The sequence below is a fragment of the Marinobacter sp. DS40M6 genome (assembly GCF_028581595.1).
Taxonomy (GTDB): Bacteria; Pseudomonadota; Gammaproteobacteria; order Pseudomonadales; family Oleiphilaceae; genus Marinobacter; species Marinobacter salarius.
In genome coordinates, this window is record NZ_JAFCAE010000010.1 from 77,332 (window position 1) to 99,693 (window position 22,362).

General features: G+C 57.1%; 21 protein-coding genes. 13 read left to right on the top strand and 8 right to left on the bottom strand.

Going from position 1 to position 22,362, the window contains the following annotated elements; translation table 11 throughout:
- The first annotated feature begins 24 nt into the window (after positions 1 to 24).
- From arsC to JJO78_RS20075, 4 genes are read left to right on the top strand one after another with little or no spacing between them, the layout of a single operon-like run.
- Positions 25 to 378: an arsenate reductase (glutaredoxin) gene (gene arsC, locus JJO78_RS20060; protein WP_041334988.1), complete on the top strand. Its 354-nt coding sequence runs from the start codon at positions 25 to 27 to the stop codon at positions 376 to 378.
- 13 nt (positions 379 to 391) lie between these two features.
- A complete protein-coding gene (gene wrbA / locus JJO78_RS20065; RefSeq protein ID WP_273624535.1) occupies positions 392 to 994 on the top strand; it encodes an NAD(P)H:quinone oxidoreductase in 603 nt (200 codons plus the stop codon).
- Positions 995 to 1,027: 33 nt separating this feature from the next.
- Positions 1,028 to 1,396, top strand: a complete 369-nt coding sequence (locus JJO78_RS20070) for a DUF2069 domain-containing protein (protein ID WP_075195289.1) — start codon at positions 1,028 to 1,030, stop codon at positions 1,394 to 1,396.
- Positions 1,397 to 1,409: 13 nt separating this feature from the next.
- Positions 1,410 to 3,212, top strand: coding sequence for a GspE/PulE family protein (locus tag JJO78_RS20075; protein ID WP_041334978.1), 1,803 nt, complete (start codon positions 1,410 to 1,412; stop codon positions 3,210 to 3,212).
- Positions 3,213 to 3,248: 36 nt separating this feature from the next.
- On the opposite strand, the gene JJO78_RS20080 is transcribed toward JJO78_RS20075, so the two are convergent.
- From JJO78_RS20080 to smrA, 8 genes are all read right to left on the bottom strand, one after another.
- Complete coding sequence (locus JJO78_RS20080) at positions 3,249 to 4,298, bottom strand: DUF3080 family protein (protein ID WP_337251852.1); 1,050 nt, start codon at positions 4,296 to 4,298, stop codon at positions 3,249 to 3,251.
- A gap of 6 nt (positions 4,299 to 4,304) precedes the next feature.
- Positions 4,305 to 4,997, bottom strand: coding sequence for an acireductone synthase (gene mtnC / locus JJO78_RS20085; protein WP_273624537.1), 693 nt, complete (start codon positions 4,995 to 4,997; stop codon positions 4,305 to 4,307).
- A complete protein-coding gene (locus tag JJO78_RS20090; protein ID WP_036206594.1) occupies positions 4,994 to 5,554 on the bottom strand; it encodes a 1,2-dihydroxy-3-keto-5-methylthiopentene dioxygenase in 561 nt (186 codons plus the stop codon). Before JJO78_RS20090 ends, mtnC begins: the two co-directional genes overlap by 4 nt.
- On the bottom strand, positions 5,551 to 6,177 hold the full coding sequence (locus tag JJO78_RS20095) for a methylthioribulose 1-phosphate dehydratase (protein ID WP_273624539.1): 627 nt from the start codon (positions 6,175 to 6,177) through the stop codon (positions 5,551 to 5,553). Before JJO78_RS20095 ends, JJO78_RS20090 begins: the two co-directional genes overlap by 4 nt.
- Before the next feature lie 115 nt (positions 6,178 to 6,292).
- Positions 6,293 to 8,497, bottom strand: a complete 2,205-nt coding sequence (locus JJO78_RS20100; RefSeq protein ID WP_273624540.1) for a xanthine dehydrogenase family protein molybdopterin-binding subunit — start codon at positions 8,495 to 8,497, stop codon at positions 6,293 to 6,295.
- Between the two features lies 1 nt (position 8,498).
- Positions 8,499 to 8,984: a (2Fe-2S)-binding protein gene (locus tag JJO78_RS20105; RefSeq protein ID WP_075195295.1), complete on the bottom strand. Its 486-nt coding sequence runs from the start codon at positions 8,982 to 8,984 to the stop codon at positions 8,499 to 8,501.
- A gap of 71 nt (positions 8,985 to 9,055) precedes the next feature.
- Positions 9,056 to 9,247, bottom strand: coding sequence for a hypothetical protein (locus JJO78_RS20110; protein ID WP_040474675.1), 192 nt, complete (start codon positions 9,245 to 9,247; stop codon positions 9,056 to 9,058).
- Between the two features lie 40 nt (positions 9,248 to 9,287).
- Positions 9,288 to 9,866, bottom strand: a complete 579-nt coding sequence (gene smrA, locus JJO78_RS20115; protein ID WP_075195305.1) for a DNA endonuclease SmrA — start codon at positions 9,864 to 9,866, stop codon at positions 9,288 to 9,290.
- A gap of 185 nt (positions 9,867 to 10,051) precedes the next feature.
- Here smrA and JJO78_RS20120 point away from each other — a divergent pair, with 185 nt between their 5' ends.
- From JJO78_RS20120 to JJO78_RS20160, 9 genes are all read left to right on the top strand, one after another.
- A complete protein-coding gene (locus JJO78_RS20120; protein WP_126810318.1) occupies positions 10,052 to 11,968 on the top strand; it encodes a putative nucleotidyltransferase substrate binding domain-containing protein in 1,917 nt (638 codons plus the stop codon).
- Between the two features lie 17 nt (positions 11,969 to 11,985).
- Entirely contained in the window at positions 11,986 to 12,696 is a 711-nt protein-coding gene (locus JJO78_RS20125) for a 3'-5' exonuclease (protein ID WP_075195297.1), read from the top strand.
- A gap of 208 nt (positions 12,697 to 12,904) precedes the next feature.
- Positions 12,905 to 13,168, top strand: coding sequence for a DUF4212 domain-containing protein (locus tag JJO78_RS20130; RefSeq protein ID WP_007154785.1), 264 nt, complete (start codon positions 12,905 to 12,907; stop codon positions 13,166 to 13,168).
- A 6-nt stretch (positions 13,169 to 13,174) separates the two neighbouring features.
- A complete protein-coding gene (locus JJO78_RS20135; protein WP_075195298.1) occupies positions 13,175 to 14,941 on the top strand; it encodes a sodium:solute symporter family protein in 1,767 nt (588 codons plus the stop codon).
- 98 nt (positions 14,942 to 15,039) lie between these two features.
- Positions 15,040 to 15,546: a hypothetical protein gene (locus tag JJO78_RS20140; RefSeq protein ID WP_091643969.1), complete on the top strand. Its 507-nt coding sequence runs from the start codon at positions 15,040 to 15,042 to the stop codon at positions 15,544 to 15,546.
- 52 nt (positions 15,547 to 15,598) lie between these two features.
- Entirely contained in the window at positions 15,599 to 19,117 is a 3,519-nt protein-coding gene (locus tag JJO78_RS20145; RefSeq protein ID WP_041334959.1) for a hybrid sensor histidine kinase/response regulator, read from the top strand.
- Positions 19,114 to 20,754, top strand: a complete 1,641-nt coding sequence (locus JJO78_RS20150) for a tetratricopeptide repeat-containing response regulator (RefSeq protein ID WP_273624546.1) — start codon at positions 19,114 to 19,116, stop codon at positions 20,752 to 20,754. Before JJO78_RS20145 ends, JJO78_RS20150 begins: the two co-directional genes overlap by 4 nt.
- Complete coding sequence (locus JJO78_RS20155; protein ID WP_273624547.1) at positions 20,751 to 21,467, top strand: sensor histidine kinase; 717 nt, start codon at positions 20,751 to 20,753, stop codon at positions 21,465 to 21,467. Before JJO78_RS20150 ends, JJO78_RS20155 begins: the two co-directional genes overlap by 4 nt.
- 33 nt (positions 21,468 to 21,500) lie before the next feature.
- Positions 21,501 to 22,244: a response regulator gene (locus tag JJO78_RS20160; protein ID WP_091643980.1), complete on the top strand. Its 744-nt coding sequence runs from the start codon at positions 21,501 to 21,503 to the stop codon at positions 22,242 to 22,244.
- Positions 22,245 to 22,362: the final 118 nt, after the last annotated feature.

A 22,362-nucleotide genomic window follows, 5' to 3' on the forward strand; every position in this document is an offset into this window, starting at 1 on the left:
CCTGACCTGGGAAGAGGGAGAACCATGACAGAACCAACCCGAATTTTCCACAATCCGCGCTGTTCAAAATCCCGGCAAACCCTTGAACTCCTTCGCGAACAAGGTGTTGAACCGGACATTATACGTTACCTGGAAACGCCACCGACAGAGCAAATCCTGGAACAGATCCTTGCAGCCCTGGACATCACTCCCAGAGAGCTGATGAGAACCGGGGAAAAGGAATACAAGGAACAGGGCCTGGACGACCCCGAGCTTGGCCGTGAGACGCTGATCAAAGCGATGGTCGACACTCCGAAGCTGATCGAGCGGCCCATCGTAATCAGGGGTAACAAGGTAGCCCTGGGCCGACCGCCTGAAAATGTCCTGAATATTCTCTAACCGGAGATCTCCAATGGCGACCACCTCGCCCTATATCCTGGTGCTGTATTACAGCCGCACTGGGCAAACGGCCGAATTGGCCGCCCAGATTGCCCGGGGCGTATCCCGGGTGCAGGGTATGGATGCCAGAATTCGCACCGTGCCCAGTGTGTCGCCGGACACCGAGGCGTCCCTGCCTGCGGTACCGGACGACGGCGCGCCCTTTGCCAGCAAGAATGATCTTGCGAACTGTGCGGGCCTGGCCATCGGCAGCCCGACCCGGTTCGGCAACATGGCAGCACCGCTGAAGTATTTCCTCGACAGCACCGGCGACCTGTGGCTGAACGGAACCCTCAGCGGAAAGCCCGCCGGCGCGTTTACGTCCACTGGCAGCCTGCATGGCGGTCAGGAGAGCACCCTGCTGACGATGATGGTGCCACTACTGCATCATGGAATGGTGCTGTGCGGTGTGCCCTATTCGGAAAGCGCGCTCAACGAGACCTCCGCCGGGGGTACGCCCTACGGCCCTTCCCACTGGGCTGGCACCGGAGAGCCACAGTCCGTGAACGACCACGAAAAAGCCATATGCCAGACATTTGGCGAGCGCCTTGCGCGGCTTGCCATGAAATTGCGCTAACCCCGGCGCCACTCAACGACAACGGATCACCGAATGCTTCACAACCCCAAAGCCCGAATAACCGCCCGGCTGACCATTCTGCTTTATCTGGCCACCCTGGCGGCCCTGCTTGTCAGCACCTTTTACCCCGCGCAGGTCGAGGGCGTATCCGTCACGCTGATGCTCAGCGTAAAGCTGGTCCCGCTGCTGGCGTTTGCCGTACCAGTGTTCCGGGGCCACAACCGTGGTTACATCTGGCTCAGTTTCGTGGTGATTTTCTATTTTACCCAGTACGTCGTATCGTCCTGGCTCAGCGAAGGCGCTATCACCCCTCTGATCATCGCGGTGCTGACCTTCCTGCTGTTTACTGTGGCCATGGTCCACCTTAAGGTGAACCGTCCGCAGCCCGTTACCGAAACCTGACAGGGAACGCATCATGGCCGACAGCACTCATCCACCCGCGCCACATAGAAGTACCTTGACCCTGAGGGATATCTGCACGGCGCTGGTCACCGGTGGTGAGATTACCCAGGAGGATGCCGAACGGGTTCTCTCGGCCAACATTGGTATCCAGACAGGGGGCAGCGGGCCCGCTAGCCAGCGCCACCCACTGGAACTGGTCGCCAAGGCCGGGTTGGAGAGCCAGAAAACCGGCCGCACCCTGGATCTGGACAGACTGACCCAGTGGCTCGCGGAGTGGGCGGAACAGCCCTACTACCACATCGACCCCCTGAAGATAGATACACCCGCGATTGCCCGGGTGATGTCCTATGCCTTTGCCCAGCGACACGGCATTCTCGCGGTTGAAATAGGTGAGGATGAAGTTCTCATCGCCAGCACCGAACCCTTCAAGAATGACTGGGAAGGCAACCTGCGCCAGGCGGTGAGAAAAGACATCCGCCGCGTGGTCGCCAACCCCGAGGATATCCGCCGTTACACCGTTGAGTTCTATCAACTGGCGAGCTCCGTCAGCAAGGCAGGCGGCAACAACGCAGCCAACCCCGCCGGTACCCAGAATTTCGAGCAACTGCTGGACCTTGGGGCCAGCGAACACCCGGATGCCAACGACCAGCACGTTGTCAAGATTGTTGACTGGCTGCTGCAGTACGCCTTCGACCAACGCGCATCGGATATCCACATAGAACCACGGCGCAATGTCACCCAGGTGCGCTTTCGCATCGATGGGGTGCTGCACAACGTCTACGAATTCCCGGACCAGGTCGGCGTGGCCGTGACCAGCCGCCTGAAGATTCTCGGCAGGCTGAACGTGGCGGAAAAGCGCCGCCCCCAGGACGGCCGCATAAAAACCCGAAAGCCGGACAACAGCGAGGTGGAATTGCGGCTGGCCACCATGCCAACCGCGTTTGGCGAGAAAATGGTGTTGCGGATATTTGATCCGGAAGTGCTGTTGAAGTCCTACGAACAACTGGGGTTTTCCAAGGAAGACCGGGAACGCTGGCAGGCTATTACCGATCACCCCCACGGCATTGTTCTGGTCACCGGCCCTACCGGCTCTGGCAAGACCACCACCCTGTACTCAACCCTCAAGCAACTGGCCACTCCCGAGGTGAACATCTGCACCATCGAGGACCCGATTGAGATGGTGGAGCCGGCCTTCAACCAGATGCAGGTTCAGACCAACATCGAACTGACGTTTGCCTCGGGCGTGCGGGCGCTGCTGCGACAGGATCCGGACATCATCATGATTGGTGAGATCCGTGACCTGGAAACTGCAGAAATGGCGGTTCAGGCGGCTCTGACCGGGCACCTTGTGCTGTCCACCCTGCACACCAACGATGCCCCCAGCGCCATCACCCGCTTGATGGAACTGGGCATCCCCCCCTACCTGATTCGTGCCACGGTGCTGGGCGTAATGGCACAACGGCTAACCAGAACCCTGTGCCCCCACTGCAAGGCGCCAGGGCCGGTGGACGCGCAGGCCTGGCAAAGCCTGACCCGACCCTGGAAAGCCACCATGCCCAAGCAGGTCTACCACCCGGTTGGCTGCCTGGAGTGCCGAAACACCGGTTACTATGGTCGGGCCGGCGTGTATGAAATCATGCAACTGTCCGGCAACCTGATCCGGCAGATTACCGAGCAGTGCGAACTGGACCAACTGAGAGTGGATGCGTACAAGGATGGCATGAAATCCCTGCGGCTTAGCGGCGCGCAGAAAGTGGCCGCCGGCTCCACCACGGTCGAGGAAATCCTGCGGGTAACCCCCGAAAGCCAGCGTTGATGCGCTCCCGGTTATCATGCCAGACATGGTTGAGCGCTACTGGGGAAACGCTCCGCACTGGGTGAGCAACTGCTGCCAACGCTCTTTATGGGCCGTAATGGCGCGGGCCAGTTGTCCCCAGACACTGTCGGTATTGCCCGTTTCCAGATAGAGCCGATACCAATCGCGGAACGCAGACGGCATGGTCTCTGACTGCTGGGCGGCGAGCGTATCCAGCGGTTTGATCAGCGCCTCCCTCGCCTGCTCAATGCGGCCGAGATAGTCCTCAATATCATCGCCGTAACCGTCGGTATAGATATCCACGAGCTCGTCGGGCGGCGCTTCAGGCTCCGACCCCGAGCAAAGTGGTGCCCCTTCCACTCTCCTGGTCAACAGAGCCGTTGCGTCCTCAAGCCGCGCTGTGATCAGCCGAGCGCTGTTTAATAGCTGCCCCGCACGATGTTCTGCCTGCCAGAGTTGATGCACACCACCCACATAATCCAACGGCTCATCTGTGTTGCCATCCAGCAGGCCTCTGACCGTCTGGTTGACTCGCTTTACGCCCGAGGACAACTCCGCCAGAACCTTGTCATCGCCGCTCCCGGGATAATATCCCTGCGACAGGGTAAACAGACGCTCAATCTCTTCCACCCCCCAGGTGGCGTTCCATATCGCAATGGGGAGCGATTCGGTTTTTTGGGCGATGGCCTCTTCCAGTTCTTCCTGTATATCCTCGCCATCGGTCTCCGAAATACAGGTCTCAGCGGCACGGATAAACCGTGTTTCATAACGCAATCGATTCAACGGTTGCATTACCCGCCCCATGATCGAATTCCTTTCGCCGACCACGTATTGCAACTCACACCCGTAAAGAGACAGGAAATCGAGCATTCCCATGTCCAGATCCGGCATGTCGAGAACGCGCTCCCGTCGGCGCGGGATCTGGGGAACAGGGGCTATATCGGAGAGTTCGGGGCGCAGTTCCAGAGCATCGGCTACGCTCACAACGTACCCATCCATCATATCTGGAACACCGGAATCCGGCGCGCAGCCGGCAAGGTATAGGCACACCAAAGGCATTATCAGGCATCGAACGTCAGGCACCATGGAGGGTCAACCCTGCTGTAGAAACCTGTCGACCCCTGCAAAGTCCGTAGCCACCGCCCGCTTCGTGTCCGGCAGATCTCCCTCACGCACAAGCCAGACCGTGCGCATGCCAGCGTCCTCAGCGGCCTTCAGTTCGGCCTCAACATCGGAGAGGAACAGCACCGTTCTGGGATCGACACCCAATTCGTCGATGATGTTGCTGTAGGAAGTTGATTCCTTCTTACCGCCGATACGGGTATCAAAGTAACCGGAAAAGAATGGCGTTAAATCCCCGGCTTCGCTGAAACCGAAAATCAGCTTCTGCGCCTTCACAGAACCGGAAGAATATACGAACAGCCGCAAACCTCGATCATGCCAGCGCTGCAGATACTCGGCGGCATCGTCGTAGATGTGCCCCCGGAAAGCACCCTGCTGGTAACCCTGCTCCCAGAGCATTCCCTGCAAGGCCTTCAACGGTGTTTCCTTGCGATCTTCCCGAATCCAGGTATCCAGCACCTCAACAAGCCCGTCGATATCCTCCCTGGCGACACCTGATGTTTGGGCAACGGCATCCAACTGCTCACGGATTTCCGTGCTGTCCGCCGCACCTTCCCGTACAAACTCAGCCATATGCTTCGCCGAGTAGGGAAACAAAACCTCATGCACAAAGGAGATCGAACTGGTGGTTCCCTCGATATCCGTCAGGATCACGCGGATCATCCAGCCACTCCCGCCAGGCGCTCATAGCGCGGCAGCCGGCTGGCGATGTCTTCACCAGTGAAGTCTGCCACCCAGCCTTCCGGGTTGGTAAACAGACGGATGCAGGTAAACGCAGGCTCCGGCCCCATATCAAACCAGTGGCGTGTGCCATCCGGCACGCTGATAAGGTCATTTTTCTGGCACAGAACAGCGTACACCTGGTCACCAAAATGCAGGTAAAACAGGCCCTGCCCGCGAACAAAGAAACGCACCTCGTCTTCGCTGTGCACATGCTCATCCAGAAATTTCTGGCGGAAGGCCTCTTTCTGGGGGTTGTCCGGGTTCAGGCTGATGACATCCGCTGCCTGGAAGCCACATTCCTCCTTCAGCGCCTGGATCTCACCGGAATAGGCCTCAAGAATGTCATCAGATGACGCGTCTGCAGGCAGATCCCGGGTAGCCCATTGCTCAAAACGAACGCCGTGCTCTGCCAGCAGGTTAGCGATTTTGCCCGCGTCTTCGGTCACGATGCGGGGGGATTCGGGCACACTCTGGTCAAAAATACTCAAGGTTGTCATCGGCGGACCCTCATGGTTTCAAGCTCACATTCGAAAAGGAATTCAAAGGCTTCGACGTGGCGCAGGCAGTCTGACATGGTCCTGCCCCAGGTATAAAGGCCGTGCCCACGAATCAGGTAACCCGGTTGTTCAGGATGCTGACGAAACCAATCTCTGGTTTGGTCCGCCAGCGCCGGAATATCCTGAGTATTGTCGAACACCGGCACGGCCAGTTGCGACTCGTGGGTATCAACCCCGGAAAACGCTTTCTGTAACTCGTACCCCTGTAACTTCAGCGGTTCTCCGGCGGGCAGCAGCCGGCTCAACACCGTTGCCTTGACAGAGTGGGTATGCAACACCGCACCAACGTCCGGAAAGGTCTGGTAAAGCACCGTATGCAAACGTGTTTCCGCCGACGATCGGGCATTGCTCTGGACGGGGGTGCCAGCAAGGTCCACCACCATGACATCACCTGCCACCAGCTGGCCTTTGTGTCGGCCGGACACAGTGACGGCGATATGCTCATCATCGATCCGCGCCGAATAGTTGCTGCTGGTAGCCGGCGACCAGCCCTGGCCGTAGAGAAACCGGCCGGCATCAATGATGGACTGCGCGGCAGTGGCGTAGCGGGTTACGTCAAACAAAAATCACCTCGGAACAGACACGCCGGATCAGCGCTTGATAATTACCATTATAAGGATGAGCGTGCCGCCCGCAAAGGCCGACGAACGCTCACCGGTCGGCCTGGAAAGCCATGGATCATACCGTGGCTTTCAGCGGAAGGCTGCGCTGGCGCTTCCCGCTCAGGGCAAATAACGCGTTACCCAAAGCGGGTATCACCGGAGGTACACCGGGCTCCCCCACACCGGTGGGCGATTCATCGCTATCGATGATATCCACCACCACCTCGGGCCGCTGATCATGACGCATGAGCGGGTAATCGTGGAAATTGCTTTGCTGGACCTGTCCGCCTTCCAGGGTAATGTTGCCGTAGAGCGCTGCCGTGAGGCCAAAGATAATACCGCCCTCGATCTGGTCGCGAACAATGTCCGGATTGACCACCTGGCCGCAATCCACAGCACAGTACACCCTGTGCACCCGGATTTCCCCGAACTCAACGCTGGCCTCAACCACCTGGGCCACGTAGGTGCCAAAACTGCGGAACAGGGCAACGCCACGGGCCCGCCCTTCGGGTGCGGCGCTGTCCCATTGGGCAAGTTGGGCAACCCTGTCCAGCACGCCCAGGTGTCTAGGTTCGTGATCAATCAATGAGCGCCGGAACCGGTACGGGTCCTGGCCTTGCTCATGAGCCAGCTCATCCATAAAGGTTTCAACAGCAAAGCCGTTGTGAGAGAAACCCACGGACCGCCACCAGGACACCGGCACCCCCGGATCTGTGTGGGTATGGCGTATGTCGATATTCGGCACCCGATACGGATATTCTATGGCACCTTCGATGGCGGAATGATCCTTCGGAGTCGCGACACCCTCGGCGAGCAGCCCAACGCGCCCCAGAGTGCCGTACAGGAATTTCGGAGCCCAGGGGTACTGGGCTGGTGCCGCATTGCGTACGTACCAGTCCAGTATCTGCGGGCCAACAATCTGATGGTGCCAGCCAGTGACATTATCGCCGCTGACACTGGCCCGCATCCGGTGCAGCATGGCCGGACGATAAACATCGTGACGGGTATCTTCTTCCCGCGACCAGATCAGCTTGACCGGTTTGCGTACCCGGTAGGCGACAGACGCCGCTTCCTCGATGTAATCATTGGTCAGCCGGCGCCCAAAGCCACCGCCTAGGAAGGTGGTATGGATGGTCACCTCATCGGGCGAGAGATCCGTCACCCTCGCAGCCGCGATCCGACCAAGATCGGGTGCCTGGGTCGGTGCCCAGACTTCAATGGCGCCGTCCCGATACCACGCCGTGGCATTCATCGGTTCCAACGTCGCATGGGCAAGGTAAGGCTGCTCATAACTGGCCTCCACCACGCGCTCCGCACCTTGTTGTGAGTCGTCATAATCACCTTCGCTGCGCTCGCTTTCCCCCGGGTCTTCATCGGCGGCTTTGTGGTACGAGGAAAACACCTGTTCGGAGGACACATCCAACGCGCCGTCGTTGTCCCATTCGATCGTCAGGGCGTCCTGGGCCTTACGGGCCCGCCAGTATTTATCTGCCACAACTGCCACGCCACGCTCGATCTCGAACACATCCAGAACGCCCGGCAACCGGCGAGCGGCGGTATCATCGTATGATTTTACCCGGGCGCCATAGCGCGCAGGGCGGGACACCACCGCGTAAACCATGCCTTCCAGCTCGACATCAATGCCGTAGATTGGCGCGCCAGTGGACTTGGCTTCGGCATCCAGGCGTCCCCGTTCCTTGCCTATGTACTTCCACTCCTCACGGGGTTTGAGTGACGGAGCCTCCGGCACCGGCTGCTTCGCCGCCAGTTCTACCAACCGACCGTAAGCCAGGCTGTCGCGCCCGTTCGGATGGATGACCCTGCCTTCGACCGCCCGGCACTCAGCGGGGCTGACTTCCCAGACATTGGCTGCGGCAGCAACCAGCATCATACGGGCAGAGGCTCCCGCCACCCGTAACGGCTGCCAACTGGTCGCCAGACTGGTGCTGCCGCCGGTCAATTGCAGGTTGTAGAGGGGATTACGGTATTCCGGGGCCGCAGGGGCAAATCGCGGTTTGATGGAGGCTGGCGCCACCCCGAGCTCTTCCGCAATGAGGGTGGTCAGGCCAGTGTAAGTTCCCTGCCCCATCTCAACACGCGCCAAGGTGAAGTAGACCTGATCATCGGTCGTCAGCTCCAGCCAGGCATCCGGTTTCCAGCTACCATCCTGCTCATCATAACCGCTCTGGATGCCAGCGCAGCCCGGAAGCGACAGGGACAAGACCAGCCCGCCGGAGGAGCCGGCGGTTACCTTCAGGAAATCGCGTCGATTCATGGACATATTACGCTTCCCCCCGATCAGGTCGGGCAGCGTCGTCAACAACCACAGACTCAACCGCCGCGATGATGCGGGAATAGGTACCGCAACGGCAAAGGTTTCCGCTCAAGGCCGCGACGATATCATCGTGAGAGGGAGCGTCGTTGTGCTGCAAAAGGTGGGCGGCGCTCATGATCTGGCCAGACTGGCAGTAACCGCATTGGGGCACGCCATGTTCGACCCATGCCTTTTGCAAAGGATGCAGGTTTCCATCTTGCGACAGACCTTCGATGGTCGTCACATCCCCACCGTCGGCCAATTCTACCGGGGTGGAACAGGAACGCACCGGATGCCCGTTCAGGTGCACGGTACAGGCGCCGCAGAGCCCCATGCCGCATCCAAATTTGGTACCTTTCAGTCCGAGTTCATCGCGGATCACCCACAACAGCGGAGTATCGCTGTCTATGTCGAGCATCCGCTCCCGGCCATTAACGGTAAGGCTCACGGCCATGGTTGTTCTCTCCCCTGCTGCCCAGAGCACTGGCCCCGGCTGAGTTTTATTATTATGAACGCTGAGCGTTCTTATTTGATGACGTCGTTGCCGTCCTTATCCGTCCAGATCTTCCGTTCGCCGGTTTCCATTTTACCCTGGGAGTCCCAGACCTCGCGGTCGGTTGTTGCCTCTTCCACCTTGCCGTTGTCATTCCACATAACCCGGTCTTTACATCCGGCCAGTGCCGCTACTACAAAAAGTACCAACATCAGTTGCTTCACACTTACCTCCAAACCGATCTTATCGGCGTTGGGTGAATAGTCAGGATCCGTGAATCTCACGGTTACGCTGTTTGTCGCGGTCGCCCTTGCGGACCATGACATAGACGGCGCCGGTGCCGCCATGGCGCTTCTGGGCCGAATGAAACGCCAGCACATCTTCCAACTCTGGCAGCCATTTGGCCAGATGGCTCTTGAGCTGGGCGATACCGTCGGGGTTACGCTCTCCCTTGCCGTGGAGAATAATGACGGATCGAAGTCCATAGCGCACGCAATCATTAATGAAGCCGAATACATCCCGACGCGCTTCTTCAACGGTCATCCGGTGCAGGTCCAGGCGCGCTTCGATCGGGTATTGCCCAAGACGGAGCTTACGGAATACGCCATGCTGAACTCCGGGCCGTTGCCAACAGAGAACATCGTGCGCTGTCAGAGGCTCAACCATATCCGCCGTCAGTGGATTGCAGTCTCTGTGCGGCTGATCTATGGCGGACCGCTGACGCTCAAGGTGCCCTGGGGTCAGATCCTTTGGGGCTTTAACATCGGCTTTGTTCGGCTTCCGGATACGGCGGACATCCTTCATTTCCTCCAGGAAGCTCAGGCGCTCATCTTTGGTTGTCATGGCGATATCATTTACGGTCGAAGTTGCATGGACTTTACCACCCGGCTCACCCATCATAAAGGAGGCCCCTCGCCCTACCCACTGCCGGGCCGGGGCTGGCCCGCGCTCAGACAACCATCGTAGGGCCGGTAGATAGACCGTTGGTCTACACTTCAGGCTCATAAGCACGACAACGGACCGCGATTATGACTGCCGCATCGCAAGACAGTGCACGCCCCCAGAATACCCGTGCCATCATGGCATTTCTGCGGGAGCATTCGCCTTTTTCAAACATGGACGATGCACATCTGGCCCATTATGCCGAGCATGCCTCGCTGAGATTCTACGCCGATGGCGATGTGGTGCTGTCACCGGACGATGGCCCGGTACAACGGTTCTACGTGGTCAAACAGGGCCGTATTCGCGGCGAACGGGAGCGAGACCGGGACGGAGAAACCGAAACCACCTTTGAGATCAGCCAGGGCGAATGTTTTCCATTGGCCGCGCTGATTGGAGAACGCCCCACCCGCACACTGCATCGCGCCTCCGGAGACACCTTCTGTCTGAGCATTGAACACGACACCTTTGTCATGCTGTTCTCGCAGAGTGATCCCTTTCGTGATTTCTGCCTTCGCGGCGTCAGCAGCCTGCTTGATCAGGTGAATCAGCGCATACAGACCGGCGCCATGGCTTCCATTGGTTCCAGTAACTCGCTGGACACCCCGCTGGAACGCTACGCTATTCGCAATCCCATCGTCTGCTCGCCGGACCTCCCGGTCCGAAAAGCGGTTGCGCGCATGCACGAAAACAGTGTCGGGAGCATCGTGATCACCGATGACGAACGGCATCCCACGGGTATATTCACCCTCAGGGACCTGCGAACCATGGTGGCAGAGGAGAAGGGCCCTCTGGACACGCCTATCGGCCAGGTCATGACCCGGAACCCCTGCTGCCTCACAGCCAACGCAGACGCTTTTGAAGCCGCCATGCTGATGGCAGAGCATCACTTTGCTCACATCTGCGTGGTGGATGACGAGCACCGACTGATTGGCATGGTATCCGAGCGTGATCTGTTCTCGCTTCAGCGGGTCGATCTGGTCAACCTTGCCAGAACCATTGGCACTGCCAGCCATCTCCGCACCCTGGTCAGCCTCCGAAAGGATGTGTCCCGACTGGTGGACGCGATGCTCGCTCACGGGGCAGATTCCGGTCAGGTGGTAAAAATCATTACCACCTTGAACGATGTCACTGTAAGACGGGTCCTGGAACTGAACATCAAGAAGAACGACCCCGGCATCCCTTTCACCTGGCTGACATTCGGAAGCGAAGGTCGGCAAGAACAAACCCTGTTAACGGATCAGGACAACGGCATCCTGTTCCAGACACCGGAGGGGATGACCGAGGCACAGGTCAGGGAAAAACTGCTGCCCTTCGCGGAAACCGTCAACAAGGAGCTGGCGGAATGCGGCTTTACCCTGTGCAAGGGTAATATCATGGCCAGCAATCCCAAACTGTGCCTTAGCGGCAGGGAGTGGGATGACTGGTTTGCCCGTTTCATTGACGCCTCAACCCCGCAGAATCTGGTGTATTCGTCCATTTTTCTCGACATGCGGGCGGTATTCGGGCCAATGGAACCACTGGAACGATTGCTGGATAAAGTGCTTACGCGCATACGCAAGAACGACCTGTTCCAGAAGATGCTGGCGGGCAACGCCATTACCCGCAAACCTCCCCTGACCATGTTCCGCAACTTCCGTTATGCCCCGGATGGCAAGAAAAACACACTTGATCTGAAGCGCCAGGGGCTTGCTCCTTTCGTGGAAGCCGTTCGGGTATTTGCCCTCGCCAATAGCGTCGGCTCGGCCAACACATTGGAGCGCATGCAACAGCTCGCCATAAAAGGTGTCTTTGACACCAAAGACGCCAACGCATGGCAGGAGGCCTACAGCCTGATCCAGGCTATCCGGATGAGGGCACACCAGGAAATGCTGGACCGGGGCGAGCCCCTGTCCAATTATATAAACCCGGATGACCTTAACCCGCTGGACCGCCGGATTCTTCGCGAATCCTTCCGCCAGGCACAACGCCTGCAACAGAAACTGGAAATCACCTACCAACTCTGAAAACCGGGTCAACAGTTATGCTGGAGCAGATCAAAGACTGGATCGAACGGCGCAGGGCCGGCAGCACCGGTGGTCACGACCGAGAACACTTGCCAACGCCAAAAACCGCCGGAGACCAGCGCCTGTCAGACTGCCGGCTGATCGTACTTGATCTGGAAACGACCGGCCTCAACCCAGCAAAAGACAATGTCATCGCCATTGGCGCGGTGGCCATCCGGCACAACGCCATTGACCTGGGTGACCAGTTTGATCTGATCCTGCGTCGCCCGGAGCTGGACATCAGCGAGACGGTACTCATCCACGGCATTGGGCCGGAAGCCCTGACTCAGGGACATGAGACAGAAGACGCACTGCTCCATCTGCTGGAATGGATGAATGGCGACCCTATCCTTGCCTACCATTCCGCCTTTGACCAGAAATTCCTTGAAAAGGCTCTCAAGCAAACACTGGGCTACACCCAGCCCCACACCTGGCTCGATGTCGCCGAGATGCTTCCCGCCTACTTCCCCAACTCCAAAACCGGGGGCAAAGGACTGGACAACTGGGCCGATTTTTTCGACCTGGAAGTCAGCGCCCGACACCATGCCGCTGCCGACGCCATGGTGACGGCTGAGTTAACCCTCGCTGTTATCAATAAAGCACAAAAAAGCGGTGTCACCAGCCTGCGTGACTTCAATGGCAAACTGAAGTACTACCGACAACTGAAGAATATCCATCGACAAGGCTAGAGCCCCGGAACTGTGTCGCGTTTGCAGACCTTTTGTCCCTCAAATAACTGAGAATTAGACCTTTTGCCAATATCTATCTATCGCTTGACGGGTAAAGTCGAATAGGACATCACGTCGGAGAAGAACTATATGAATAATAATTTCTCTACAACCAACACTTCACAGAAAACCCACCCAACCTCCACAACAACAATACAGGAGTGATCCTATGTCAGGTCATGACTACGATGCTGTGAACTACTGGAAGGCGAACCTACGCCTTATATTCGGGAGCCTTATTGTCTGGGCCCTCGTGTCTTATGGGTTTGCGATACTGCTTCGCCCCATGCTCGCCGGAATCCCCATTGGCGGAACCGACCTCGGCTTCTGGTTCGCCCAACAGGGTTCGATTCTTACTTTCATCGCGTTGATCTTCCATTACGCCTGGCGGATGAACAAGCTCGATGAAAAATTCGACGTGCATGAGGAGTAAGTTCGAATGAGTCAATTTGCCATTAACCTATTATTTGTGGGCGGCTCATTCGCCCTCTATATCGGTATCGCCATCTGGGCGAAGGCCGGTAGTACGAGTGATTTCTACGTTGCCGGCGGCGGCGTTCACCCGATCACCAACGGTGCGGCGATCGGTGCTGACTGGATGTCCGCAGCATCCTTTATCTCCATGGCGGGCCTGATTGCCGCTGGTGGTTATGCAAACTCGACGTTCCTGATGGGCTGGACAGGCGGCTACGTTCTGCTGGCCATGCTTCTGGCGCCTTACCTGCGTAAGTTTGGTAAGTTTACGGTTCCCGAGTTCATTGGTGACCGCTTCTACAGCAAAAATGCTCGCTTGGTGGCAGTTATCTGTCTGATCGTAGCTTCTGTAACCTACGTCATCGGCCAGATGGCGGGTGCCGGCGTAGCCTTCTCCCGCTTCCTTGAAGTCGAATCAACCATGGGTCTGATCATTGCGGCTGTGGTGGTATTTGTCTACGCCGTACTCGGCGGCATGAAGGGCATCACCTATACGCAGGTGGCTCAATACTGCGTACTGATCGTCGCCTATACCATCCCTGCGGTCTTCATCTCCCTGCAGTTGACCGGTAACGCCCTGCCCCCGCTGGGTCTGTTCTCGACTCACGTGGATTCTGGCATGCCGATCCTGGACAAGCTGAACCAGGTCATCACGGATCTCGGCTTCAACGAGTACACCGCTGATGTAGACAACAAACTGAACATGGTTCTGTTTACCCTGTCCCTGATGATCGGTACCGCTGGTCTGCCTCACGTCATTATCCGGTTCTTCACTGTGCCAAAAGTAGCGGATGCTCGCTGGTCTGCAGGCTGGGCGCTTGTTTTCATCGCCCTGCTCTACCTCACAGCGCCGGCTGTTGCTTCCATGGCTCGCTTGAACCTGATGACCACCATCTACCCGGAAGGCACCCAAGCAGAGCCGATCCAGTATGATGAGCGTCCAAACTGGATCAAGGACTGGGAAGTCACTGGGCTGATCCAGTTCGAGGACAAAAACCAAGACGGCCGTATTCAGCTGTACAACGACTCACCTGAGTTTGAAAGCACAGCTCAGTCCCGTGGCTGGGAAGGAAACGAGCTGGTCGTTAACCGGGACATCCTGGTACTGGCCAACCCGGAAATCGCCAACCTGCCAGGATGGGTTATCGGCCTTATCGCCGCTGGTGGTCTGGCGGCAGCCCTGTCGACGGCAGCCGGTCTGTTGCTGGCAATATCGTCGGCGGTCAGTCACGACCTGATCAAAGGCTCGATAAATCCCAACATCACGGAGAAAGGCGAGCTGCTCGCAGCCCGAATATCGATGGCAGTCGCAATCTGTGTTGCCACCTATCTGGGCGCAAACCCACCGGGCTTCGCGGCACAAGTTGTTGCACTAGCCTTCGGCATCGCAGCAGCGTCCCTGTTCCCGGCACTGATGATGGGTATTTTCTCCAAGCGGGTTAACAATGTCGGTGCAATCGCCGGTATGCTGACCGGTCTGGGCTTCACCCTGGCGTACATCTTTGTGTACAAGGGCTGGCTGTTCATTCCGGGTACCAACAACCTGGCAGACACCCCAGAAAACTGGGTACTGGGCATTTCGCCCCTGTCTATCGGTGCAGTTGGTGCTGTCGTCAACTTTGCGGTAGCCTTCATTGTGTCCAACGCAACTGAAGAACCGCCCGTTGAGATTCAGGAACTGGTTGAAAGCGTCCGCTACCCACGTGGTGCGAGTCAGGCTCACGACCACTAAGCAACGAATCAGCCTAATTCACTGAATGAATTAGAAGGTTGATGACGAACGGGCTTCCTCTGTGAGGGAGCCCGTTCTTTTTTAAGGAAACCCGTTTTATGTTCTGGACGTTTGTCGCTACCGTTGTTTGCGGCCTGGGAGCCGCAGGTATTGCGCTCGGAATTCGGGCGATTACCCGAAACCTCGCTCCGAAGTGGATCATTCCAGTCTTTGCCGGGGCTGGTATGCTCGGGTACCTCATCTACACCGAATACACCTGGTTTGAACAAAAGCAGTCCCTGATGCCCGAAGAGGCTGTCATTGTGGACACGGAGAGCAACGGCATTTTATGGCGCCCATGGACGTTTTTCTTCCCTTACGTCAATGCTTTCTCGACAGTCGATACCAAAAGCATCAGCGAAACCCCGTCAAACCCGGACGTTTTGCGCTTCACCCTGTATCGCTTTGAGCAGAAAATGGTCGATGCTGTTTCTCATCGGATTCATATTCTTAACTGCAATACCCGCGAACTTGTACCACTGGGTTCAGACGGCGCCCCACGGCTTGATAACATGAAAAAACTGGACCCGCATGACAAACTGTTGATGACCGTTTGCGGCGAATGACGATACCCAAAACCGCTCCCGAGAACCCCGGGTAGAATAAAAAGAGCGAACTATGATTAGTGCCTGGTTGCTGGTCTTAATTTCCATCACCTACATTTCGATTCTTTTTGTTATTGCCTGGGCCGGCGACAAGCATCCTGGCCTCTACCGTCGCCGACTGGCACGTACCCATATCTATGCTCTGTCACTGGCGGTCTACTTCACCTCCTGGACGTTTTACGGTGCCGTAGGCCGAGCCACTCAGGAGGGGCTCGGCTTTTTGCCAATCTATCTCGGCCCGTTACTCGTTTTTGTCTTTGGCGCTCCCCTGTTGCGCCGTATCATCTTCATCAGCAAGCGCAACAACACCACCTCGATTGCGGACTTCATAGCATCCCGTTATGGCAAATCCCAGTCACTCGCCGCTATGGTGGCAATCTTCGCACTGATCGGCAGTGTTCCTTACATTGCCCTGCAGCTTAAAGCCATCTCCATGGGCTTTAGCGTCCTCTCGGACACTGGCGTGGAACCCAATGAACTCAGTACCGCTGCGTGGAACGATTCGGCCTGGTATATCACGCTGGTACTCGCAGTATTTACCGTCCTGTTCGGTACCCGACACCTCGAGTCAACCGAGCACCACCGGGGCATGATACAGGCAGTGGCCTTTGAGTCGTTGATAAAGCTCGTGGCCTTCGTGGCCGTTGGCCTGTTCGTTATCTATGGTCTTTATGGCGGCTTCGGTGATCTCTGGGGCAATGTCCGCAGCGCCGGGCTCGTCGGCACACTGACCACCGACAGCGTAGAGGCTCCGGCTTTTATTACCCAAACGCTGGTGGCCATGCTGGCAATCATCTGCCTACCCCGACAGTTCCATGTCATGGTGGTGGAAAACACCGACCACCGGGATTTTGAAACCGCCCGCTGGGCGATGCCGATTTACCTGATTATTGCCAGCGCCTTTGTTCTACCTATTGCGGCAGCAGGCTTGTTATCCCCGGAAGCCAGCGCGTCCGATCCGGACATTCTGATTCTGAACCTGCCAATTCTGGCCGGAGAACAATGGCTCGCTATCCTGGCATTCCTGGGCGGTGGATCAGCTGCGGCAGCAATGGTCATCGTCTGTTCGGTCGCCATCGCAACCATGGTCAGCAATGAAATCATCATGCCGGCGCTACTTAAGTTCTTCCGCCCCGGCATGAACAAACGTTCCGATCTCAGCTACCTGCTACTCAGCATTCGACGGGTTGCTATCTTCGTGGTGTTGCTCACTGCCTACGGGTTCTATCGCATGGCAGGCGCGGATTACAGCCTGACAGCCTTTGGGCTGCTCTCATTCGCCGCAGCGGCCCAGTTCGGACCCGCACTTGTCGGTGGTATTCTCTGGCGCAAGGGCAACCATACCGGCGCTGTCTGGGGCCTCGGTCTCGGCTTCCTGATGTGGTGCTATACCCTGCTGTTACCCGCTCTGGCATCCACTGGCTGGTTAAGCGATACCCTTATTGATCATGGGGTTTGGGGCATTAACTGGACAAGGCCCACGGCTCTTTTTGGTTCTGAACTTGATCAGACCAGCCACGGCATTATCTGGAGCCTGGGCATCAACACCGTTACCTACATCGTTCTCTCGATGCTGACCCGCCAACGGGTGCGGGAAAAGATCCAGATCGCCTCGTTCTTCCACGATCCCCAACCGAGAGCTGAGACGCCGCAGCAACAGAGCTGGCAGGGTGAAATCTTGACCTCTGATCTGCAGGCAATCTCCGACCGTTTCATGGGGGAAGAGCGAGCCGAAGCCATCTTCCGCAACTACGAGCGGCGCAACGCCATTCGCCTGCACCCTCATAGGCCAGCTTCGTCACACCTGATGAAGTTCATTGAGCGGCAACTGGCATCGGTTATCGGGGCGTCCACGGCACGCGTGGTACTGGAGTCCACGCTCACCGGGCGGGACATGCAGATCGAGGACGTCGTGAGCATCGTCGATGAAGCCTCGCAGGCCATGACCTTCAGCCGGGAATTACTGCAATCGGCAATTGAAAACATCAGCCTGGGTGTTTCCGTCGTGAACCACCAACAACAGCTGGTGGTATGGAACCACCGCTACCTGGAGCAATTCAGCTACCCGAAGGGCTTCGTCCGGGTCGGCCGTCCGGTGGAAGACCTGATGCGGTACAACCTGACCAGTGCCAACCTGCCAGCGAGACGAATCGACGAGGTCATTGCTGATCGCTGCGCCAGCATGCGCGAGGGTCGGCCGATGTCCTACGAGCGACAACGACCGGACGGCACCGTACTGAGGATTGATGGTAGCCCGATTCCCGGAGGTGGTTACGTAACCACCTTCCAGGACATCACCGCTATGCGAAGGACCGAGCAAGCGCTGAAGGAAACCAATATCTACCTGGAGCAGCGCGTCAAAGAACGCACCCAGGAACTCCAGGTGATCAATGAGCAGATGCTCAAGGCGAAATCCGTGGCTGAACAGGCCAACCAGAGCAAAACCCGCTTCCTGGCGTCAGCAAGTCATGACCTTCTCCAACCCCTGAATGCCGCGCGCCTGTTCACCTCGGCTCTGGCGGGTAAAGCCAGGGATCCTGAAATGACCGAACTGGTGGACCACATTGACAGCTCGCTGGGCGCCGCCGAAGAAATCATCAGCACCCTATTGGACATCTCAAAGCTGGACGCCGGTGCACTGGAACCGGATATCGGTGTGTTTCCGGTTAACGAGATCATGCGGCACCTGGCAACCGATTTCTCTGCCATCGCAAAAGACCAGGGCCTGGATCTTCATGTTGTCCCCAGCAGCGCCTGGGTGCGATCAGACTCAAAACTGCTGCGGCGCGTTATCCAGAATTTTCTTTCCAACGCCATTCGTTACACCCCAAGTGGGAAAATCCTGCTGGGCTGTCGGCGTCTGAAAGGGTATATCCGCATTGAGGTATGGGATACCGGGCCGGGTATTCCGGAAGACCAGCTTACTCACATCTTCGAGGAATTCCGTCGTTTTCAGCAGGGCCGGGACAAAAAAGGCCTTGGTCTGGGGCTCGCGATTGTCGACCGCATCTGCGGCATGCTGAATCACCCGGTGAACGTACAGTCAGTTCAGGGACTCGGCAGCGTATTCAGCATCACCGTGCCAGTTGCGCCGGCCGAGCAAAGTGACCAGAGCACCACCAAATCTGCACCCGCGTCGCGGCGTGTATCGAGCCTGGGAGGCCTTCACGTGGTCTGTATCGATAATGACCCTGCTATCCTCCATGGCATGAGTGCCTTGCTGGATAACTGGCACTGTGACGTGACAACAGCCGAAAGTCTGGAGGATGCTCGGGACAAACTGAACGGCACGAAACCGGACATCATATTGGCCGACTACCAATTGGACGATAACCGGAATGGGCTCGACGCCATGGACTCATTGAGGGACGAGATCAGCAATGATATACCTGGCATACTCATTACCGGCTATATGGCTCCGGACGTGAGGGAGGATGCGATCAACAGGGGCTACCAGATCCTTTATAAACCGGTGAAACCAGCCGCATTGCGAGCACTGGTTAACAAGTTGCTGAAACAGAAACGGTCATGACCGAACCCACTAGCAATGCCATCGGCGCCAACTTCGGGAAACTCAGTTACCTGGTCGTCGACGACTTTGAGAACTTTCGATTGTCCATGCGGCAAATCTTGCGGAATTGCGGCGCCGACAAGATCGAGTCGGTCGCCAACGCATCCGCTGCCGTCCAGTATTGTGCCTATAACCACGTAGACGTGGTGCTTTGCGACTACAACCTGGGTGAGGGCAAGAACGGCCAGCATATACTCGAGGAGCTCCGGCACAAGAAACTCCTGAAACGCTCTTCGCTGTTTCTGATGGTGACCGCCGAAACCTCCAAGGAGATGGTGATGGGCGCCCGGGAATACCAACCTGACGGCTACCTCACCAAGCCCATCAACCGTGCCATGCTTGAAAAGCGACTGGGCGGCCTTATCGCGCAACGCAATGCCCTGCTTCCGATCAACCGGGAGATCGATCGGGAAAACTTCCCCGAGGCCATTTCTCTATGCCTGCAGACGCTACCCTCGCAACCTCGCTACAAGACCTGGCTAATGAAAACGCTGGCCGACCTCTATTATCAGGTTGGAGACTTCAGCCATGCCCTGAAAATCCATGACGATGTACTGAGCCAGCGCGATCTGTCCTGGGCACGGCTTGGTCGTGGCAAAATTCTGATTGCCAACCAGAATTACGATGAAGCGGCGGCAACCTTGAAAGCACTGTTGTCTCAGCATCCGGATTACATGGAAGCGTATGATCTTCTTGCCGAGGCTCTCGAAAAACAGGGCCGGCCCACCCAAGCCCAACAGATTCTTGAGAAGGCGGCAGAGCACTCCCCTAACGCGCTGTTGCGACACAAGCACCTGGCCGTACTTGCCTCGTCCAATCAAGACATGCCGACAGCGTCCAAAGCCTGGCGGCAGACCGTCAGCCTTGGCACCTACTCGATACACGACAACTCCGAACACTATCTTGCATTGGGCCAGTCACTGTCAGACCTCAGTGAAGGGAACTCGTCAAATGAGGGCACAGCCCATGCGGACGAAGCTCTGACCATACTCCGACGTATGGAAAAGCGGTTTGCCGGACAGGAAAACATTAAGCTGCGTAGCCGAATTGTCCAGTCCCGGGTTCATGCCGGCCAGGACCGAATGAATGAAGCCCAAAATGCTCTAGACAGCGTTGCGGACGAACTCGACCCTGATCTAATGCCTCCCGAAGCCTGCCTTGACTACGCCAAGACGCTGTTCCGTCTGGGCCGGGAGGCCGATGCCAAGGGCCTGCTCAATGCCCTTGCCCTTCGTTGCAGCGATAACCCTCCGCTATTGCAGAAAATCGAGAGCTTACTCGATGAACCGGTGGGCTTCCGACAAAAACTTCAAGCCCGGTCTCTGAATCGTGAAGGCATCAAGGCGTTCGAGGCAGGCAATCTGGAAGAGGCCGTGACCACATTCAACCGGGCACTGGATATCGTGCCCTCCCACGCCTCTCTCAATTTGAACCTGGTACAGGTATTGATGAAGCAATATCAGGGTACAGCAGGTGATCGAGAGCTTTTGAAGCGCTGTGAAAAATGCCTGGAAAAACTCGCTGATCTGCCAGAACAACATCGCCAGCACCGACGCCTGATCTCTTTGCGCAAGAAACTGGAGGGAATGATGTCATGACCACCAATGATCATGATGAGTTGACTCACCCCCGAGGTACACAGAGCATCGACTTTTCAATGGTGCTGGCCTCAGCCGTCCATGACATGAAGAATTCGCTGGGCATGTTGCTGAACTCCCTGGATGAGCTTCGCCAGGAGCAGACAGACACCATCGGCGATTCTCCCCGCTTCAACACCCTGCAGTATGAAGCCGAACGCATGCACAACGATCTGGTGCAGTTGCTGGGCATCTACAGGCTCGGCGAAAACAACCTGTCCGCACATGTTGAGGAGCACTTCGTTCCGGACTTCCTGGCACAGCAAATGGCACGCCATACGCCGCTTCTTGAGGGCATGGGGATCAAGCTGGCGATCGAATCCGATGATATCAATGGCTTCTTCGATGAGGACCTGCTGACCGGTGTACTCAACAACACCATCAACAACGCCATCCGATACACCAAGAGTATGATCAAGCTGACAGCGGCGATGCATAATGATTTTCTGGTTATTGGCGTGGAAGATGACGGCGACGGATACCCGGAAAACATGCAGCACAATGGAACGCCCAGCTTCAAATCCCTGAACTTCAACAGTGGAAGTACCAGCCTTGGGTTGTTCTTCGCATCATCGGTTGCCCAGCTTCATAGCAATGGTGACCGCCATGGATATATCAAGCTGCACAATGATGGCCGCCTGAGCGGTGGCGTATTCGAGATCTGGCTGCCATGATGGAACACAGCCAATACTTCAGGAACGGAACCAATGGCTCGAGGTCACGCTTTAATTGTCGATGATTCGTCGACGGCACGCATCATCCTGGCCCGCCTGCTGGAACGCGCCGACCTGACGACAAAAGGCGTCGCCAGCGCTGAGGAAGGCCTCACACAGTTACGTGAAGAGGCTTTCGACCTGGTTTTCCTGGACCACCTCTTGCCCGGAATGAATGGCTTGGAAGCCCTGGATGTGATTAAGGCGGACTCTGAGCTACGGCACATCCCGGTTTTCATGTACACATCGCAAAGCGCGGAACGTTATCGTCAGGATGCCAAGGCCCGTGGTGCCGCTGGTGTGATTGGCAAACAGGTTGATCGGGAACAACTCCTTACCACTATCGAGGCTATCCTGACAGATGCCTCCACCTTGCCTAGTCTGTCACCAATCGACAATACCACTGGCGAACTCATTGAACAAAGCTACACAAGACGACTGACAGGACGGCTCGCCACCCTGGAGATCGCCTATGAGGAAACGCACGACGAACTCAGGCAGCTGCGCAAAAGTGTTGCCCTATTGGAAGCCATGCATCAGGAAGGTCTTGACGGGCAGCGCAACCGACTGAAGTGGCTGGCGATTGGCAGTGTCGCCGGCCTCGCAGGTATCGTTCTCTTCTTCGGTCTGGAATTGAGAGACCTGTCGATCTTGCTTGAAAGCCTGAACGGACAACTGGCCGTTATGCAGGAAATCGTAGGTAGCCTGGTTGAACTCGAGGAAGTGAGCAGGCAATAAAAAACCCCCGTCGGCGAAGCCGCGGGGGTTTTTGGTATTAGGAGCCTGACGATGACCTACTCTCACATGGGCAGAAGCCACACTACCATCGGCGCTGGTCTGTTTCACGGCTGAGTTC

What these genes read in the sequence shown, in the direction of transcription:
- arsC (WP_041334988.1), top strand. Translation starts at nt 25, where the DNA reads ATGACAGAACCAACCCGAATTTTCCACAATCCGCGCTGTTCAAAATCC.
- wrbA (WP_273624535.1), top strand. Translation starts at nt 392, where the DNA reads ATGGCGACCACCTCGCCCTATATCCTGGTGCTGTATTACAGCCGCACT.
- JJO78_RS20070 (WP_075195289.1), top strand. Translation starts at nt 1,028, where the DNA reads ATGCTTCACAACCCCAAAGCCCGAATAACCGCCCGGCTGACCATTCTG.
- JJO78_RS20075 (WP_041334978.1), top strand. Translation starts at nt 1,410, where the DNA reads ATGGCCGACAGCACTCATCCACCCGCGCCACATAGAAGTACCTTGACC.
- JJO78_RS20080 (WP_337251852.1), bottom strand. Translation starts at nt 4,298, where the DNA reads ATGGTGCCTGACGTTCGATGCCTGATAATGCCTTTGGTGTGCCTATAC.
- mtnC (WP_273624537.1), bottom strand. Translation starts at nt 4,997, where the DNA reads ATGATCCGCGTGATCCTGACGGATATCGAGGGAACCACCAGTTCGATC.
- JJO78_RS20090 (WP_036206594.1), bottom strand. Translation starts at nt 5,554, where the DNA reads ATGACAACCTTGAGTATTTTTGACCAGAGTGTGCCCGAATCCCCCCGC.
- JJO78_RS20100 (WP_273624540.1), bottom strand. Translation starts at nt 8,497, where the DNA reads ATGTCCATGAATCGACGCGATTTCCTGAAGGTAACCGCCGGCTCCTCC.
- JJO78_RS20105 (WP_075195295.1), bottom strand. Translation starts at nt 8,984, where the DNA reads ATGGCCGTGAGCCTTACCGTTAATGGCCGGGAGCGGATGCTCGACATA.
- smrA (WP_075195305.1), bottom strand. Translation starts at nt 9,866, where the DNA reads ATGACAACCAAAGATGAGCGCCTGAGCTTCCTGGAGGAAATGAAGGAT.
- JJO78_RS20120 (WP_126810318.1), top strand. Translation starts at nt 10,052, where the DNA reads ATGACTGCCGCATCGCAAGACAGTGCACGCCCCCAGAATACCCGTGCC.
- JJO78_RS20125 (WP_075195297.1), top strand. Translation starts at nt 11,986, where the DNA reads ATGCTGGAGCAGATCAAAGACTGGATCGAACGGCGCAGGGCCGGCAGC.
- JJO78_RS20130 (WP_007154785.1), top strand. Translation starts at nt 12,905, where the DNA reads ATGTCAGGTCATGACTACGATGCTGTGAACTACTGGAAGGCGAACCTA.
- JJO78_RS20135 (WP_075195298.1), top strand. Translation starts at nt 13,175, where the DNA reads ATGAGTCAATTTGCCATTAACCTATTATTTGTGGGCGGCTCATTCGCC.
- JJO78_RS20140 (WP_091643969.1), top strand. Translation starts at nt 15,040, where the DNA reads ATGTTCTGGACGTTTGTCGCTACCGTTGTTTGCGGCCTGGGAGCCGCA.
- JJO78_RS20145 (WP_041334959.1), top strand. Translation starts at nt 15,599, where the DNA reads ATGATTAGTGCCTGGTTGCTGGTCTTAATTTCCATCACCTACATTTCG.
- JJO78_RS20150 (WP_273624546.1), top strand. Translation starts at nt 19,114, where the DNA reads ATGACCGAACCCACTAGCAATGCCATCGGCGCCAACTTCGGGAAACTC.
- JJO78_RS20155 (WP_273624547.1), top strand. Translation starts at nt 20,751, where the DNA reads ATGACCACCAATGATCATGATGAGTTGACTCACCCCCGAGGTACACAG.
- JJO78_RS20160 (WP_091643980.1), top strand. Translation starts at nt 21,501, where the DNA reads ATGGCTCGAGGTCACGCTTTAATTGTCGATGATTCGTCGACGGCACGC.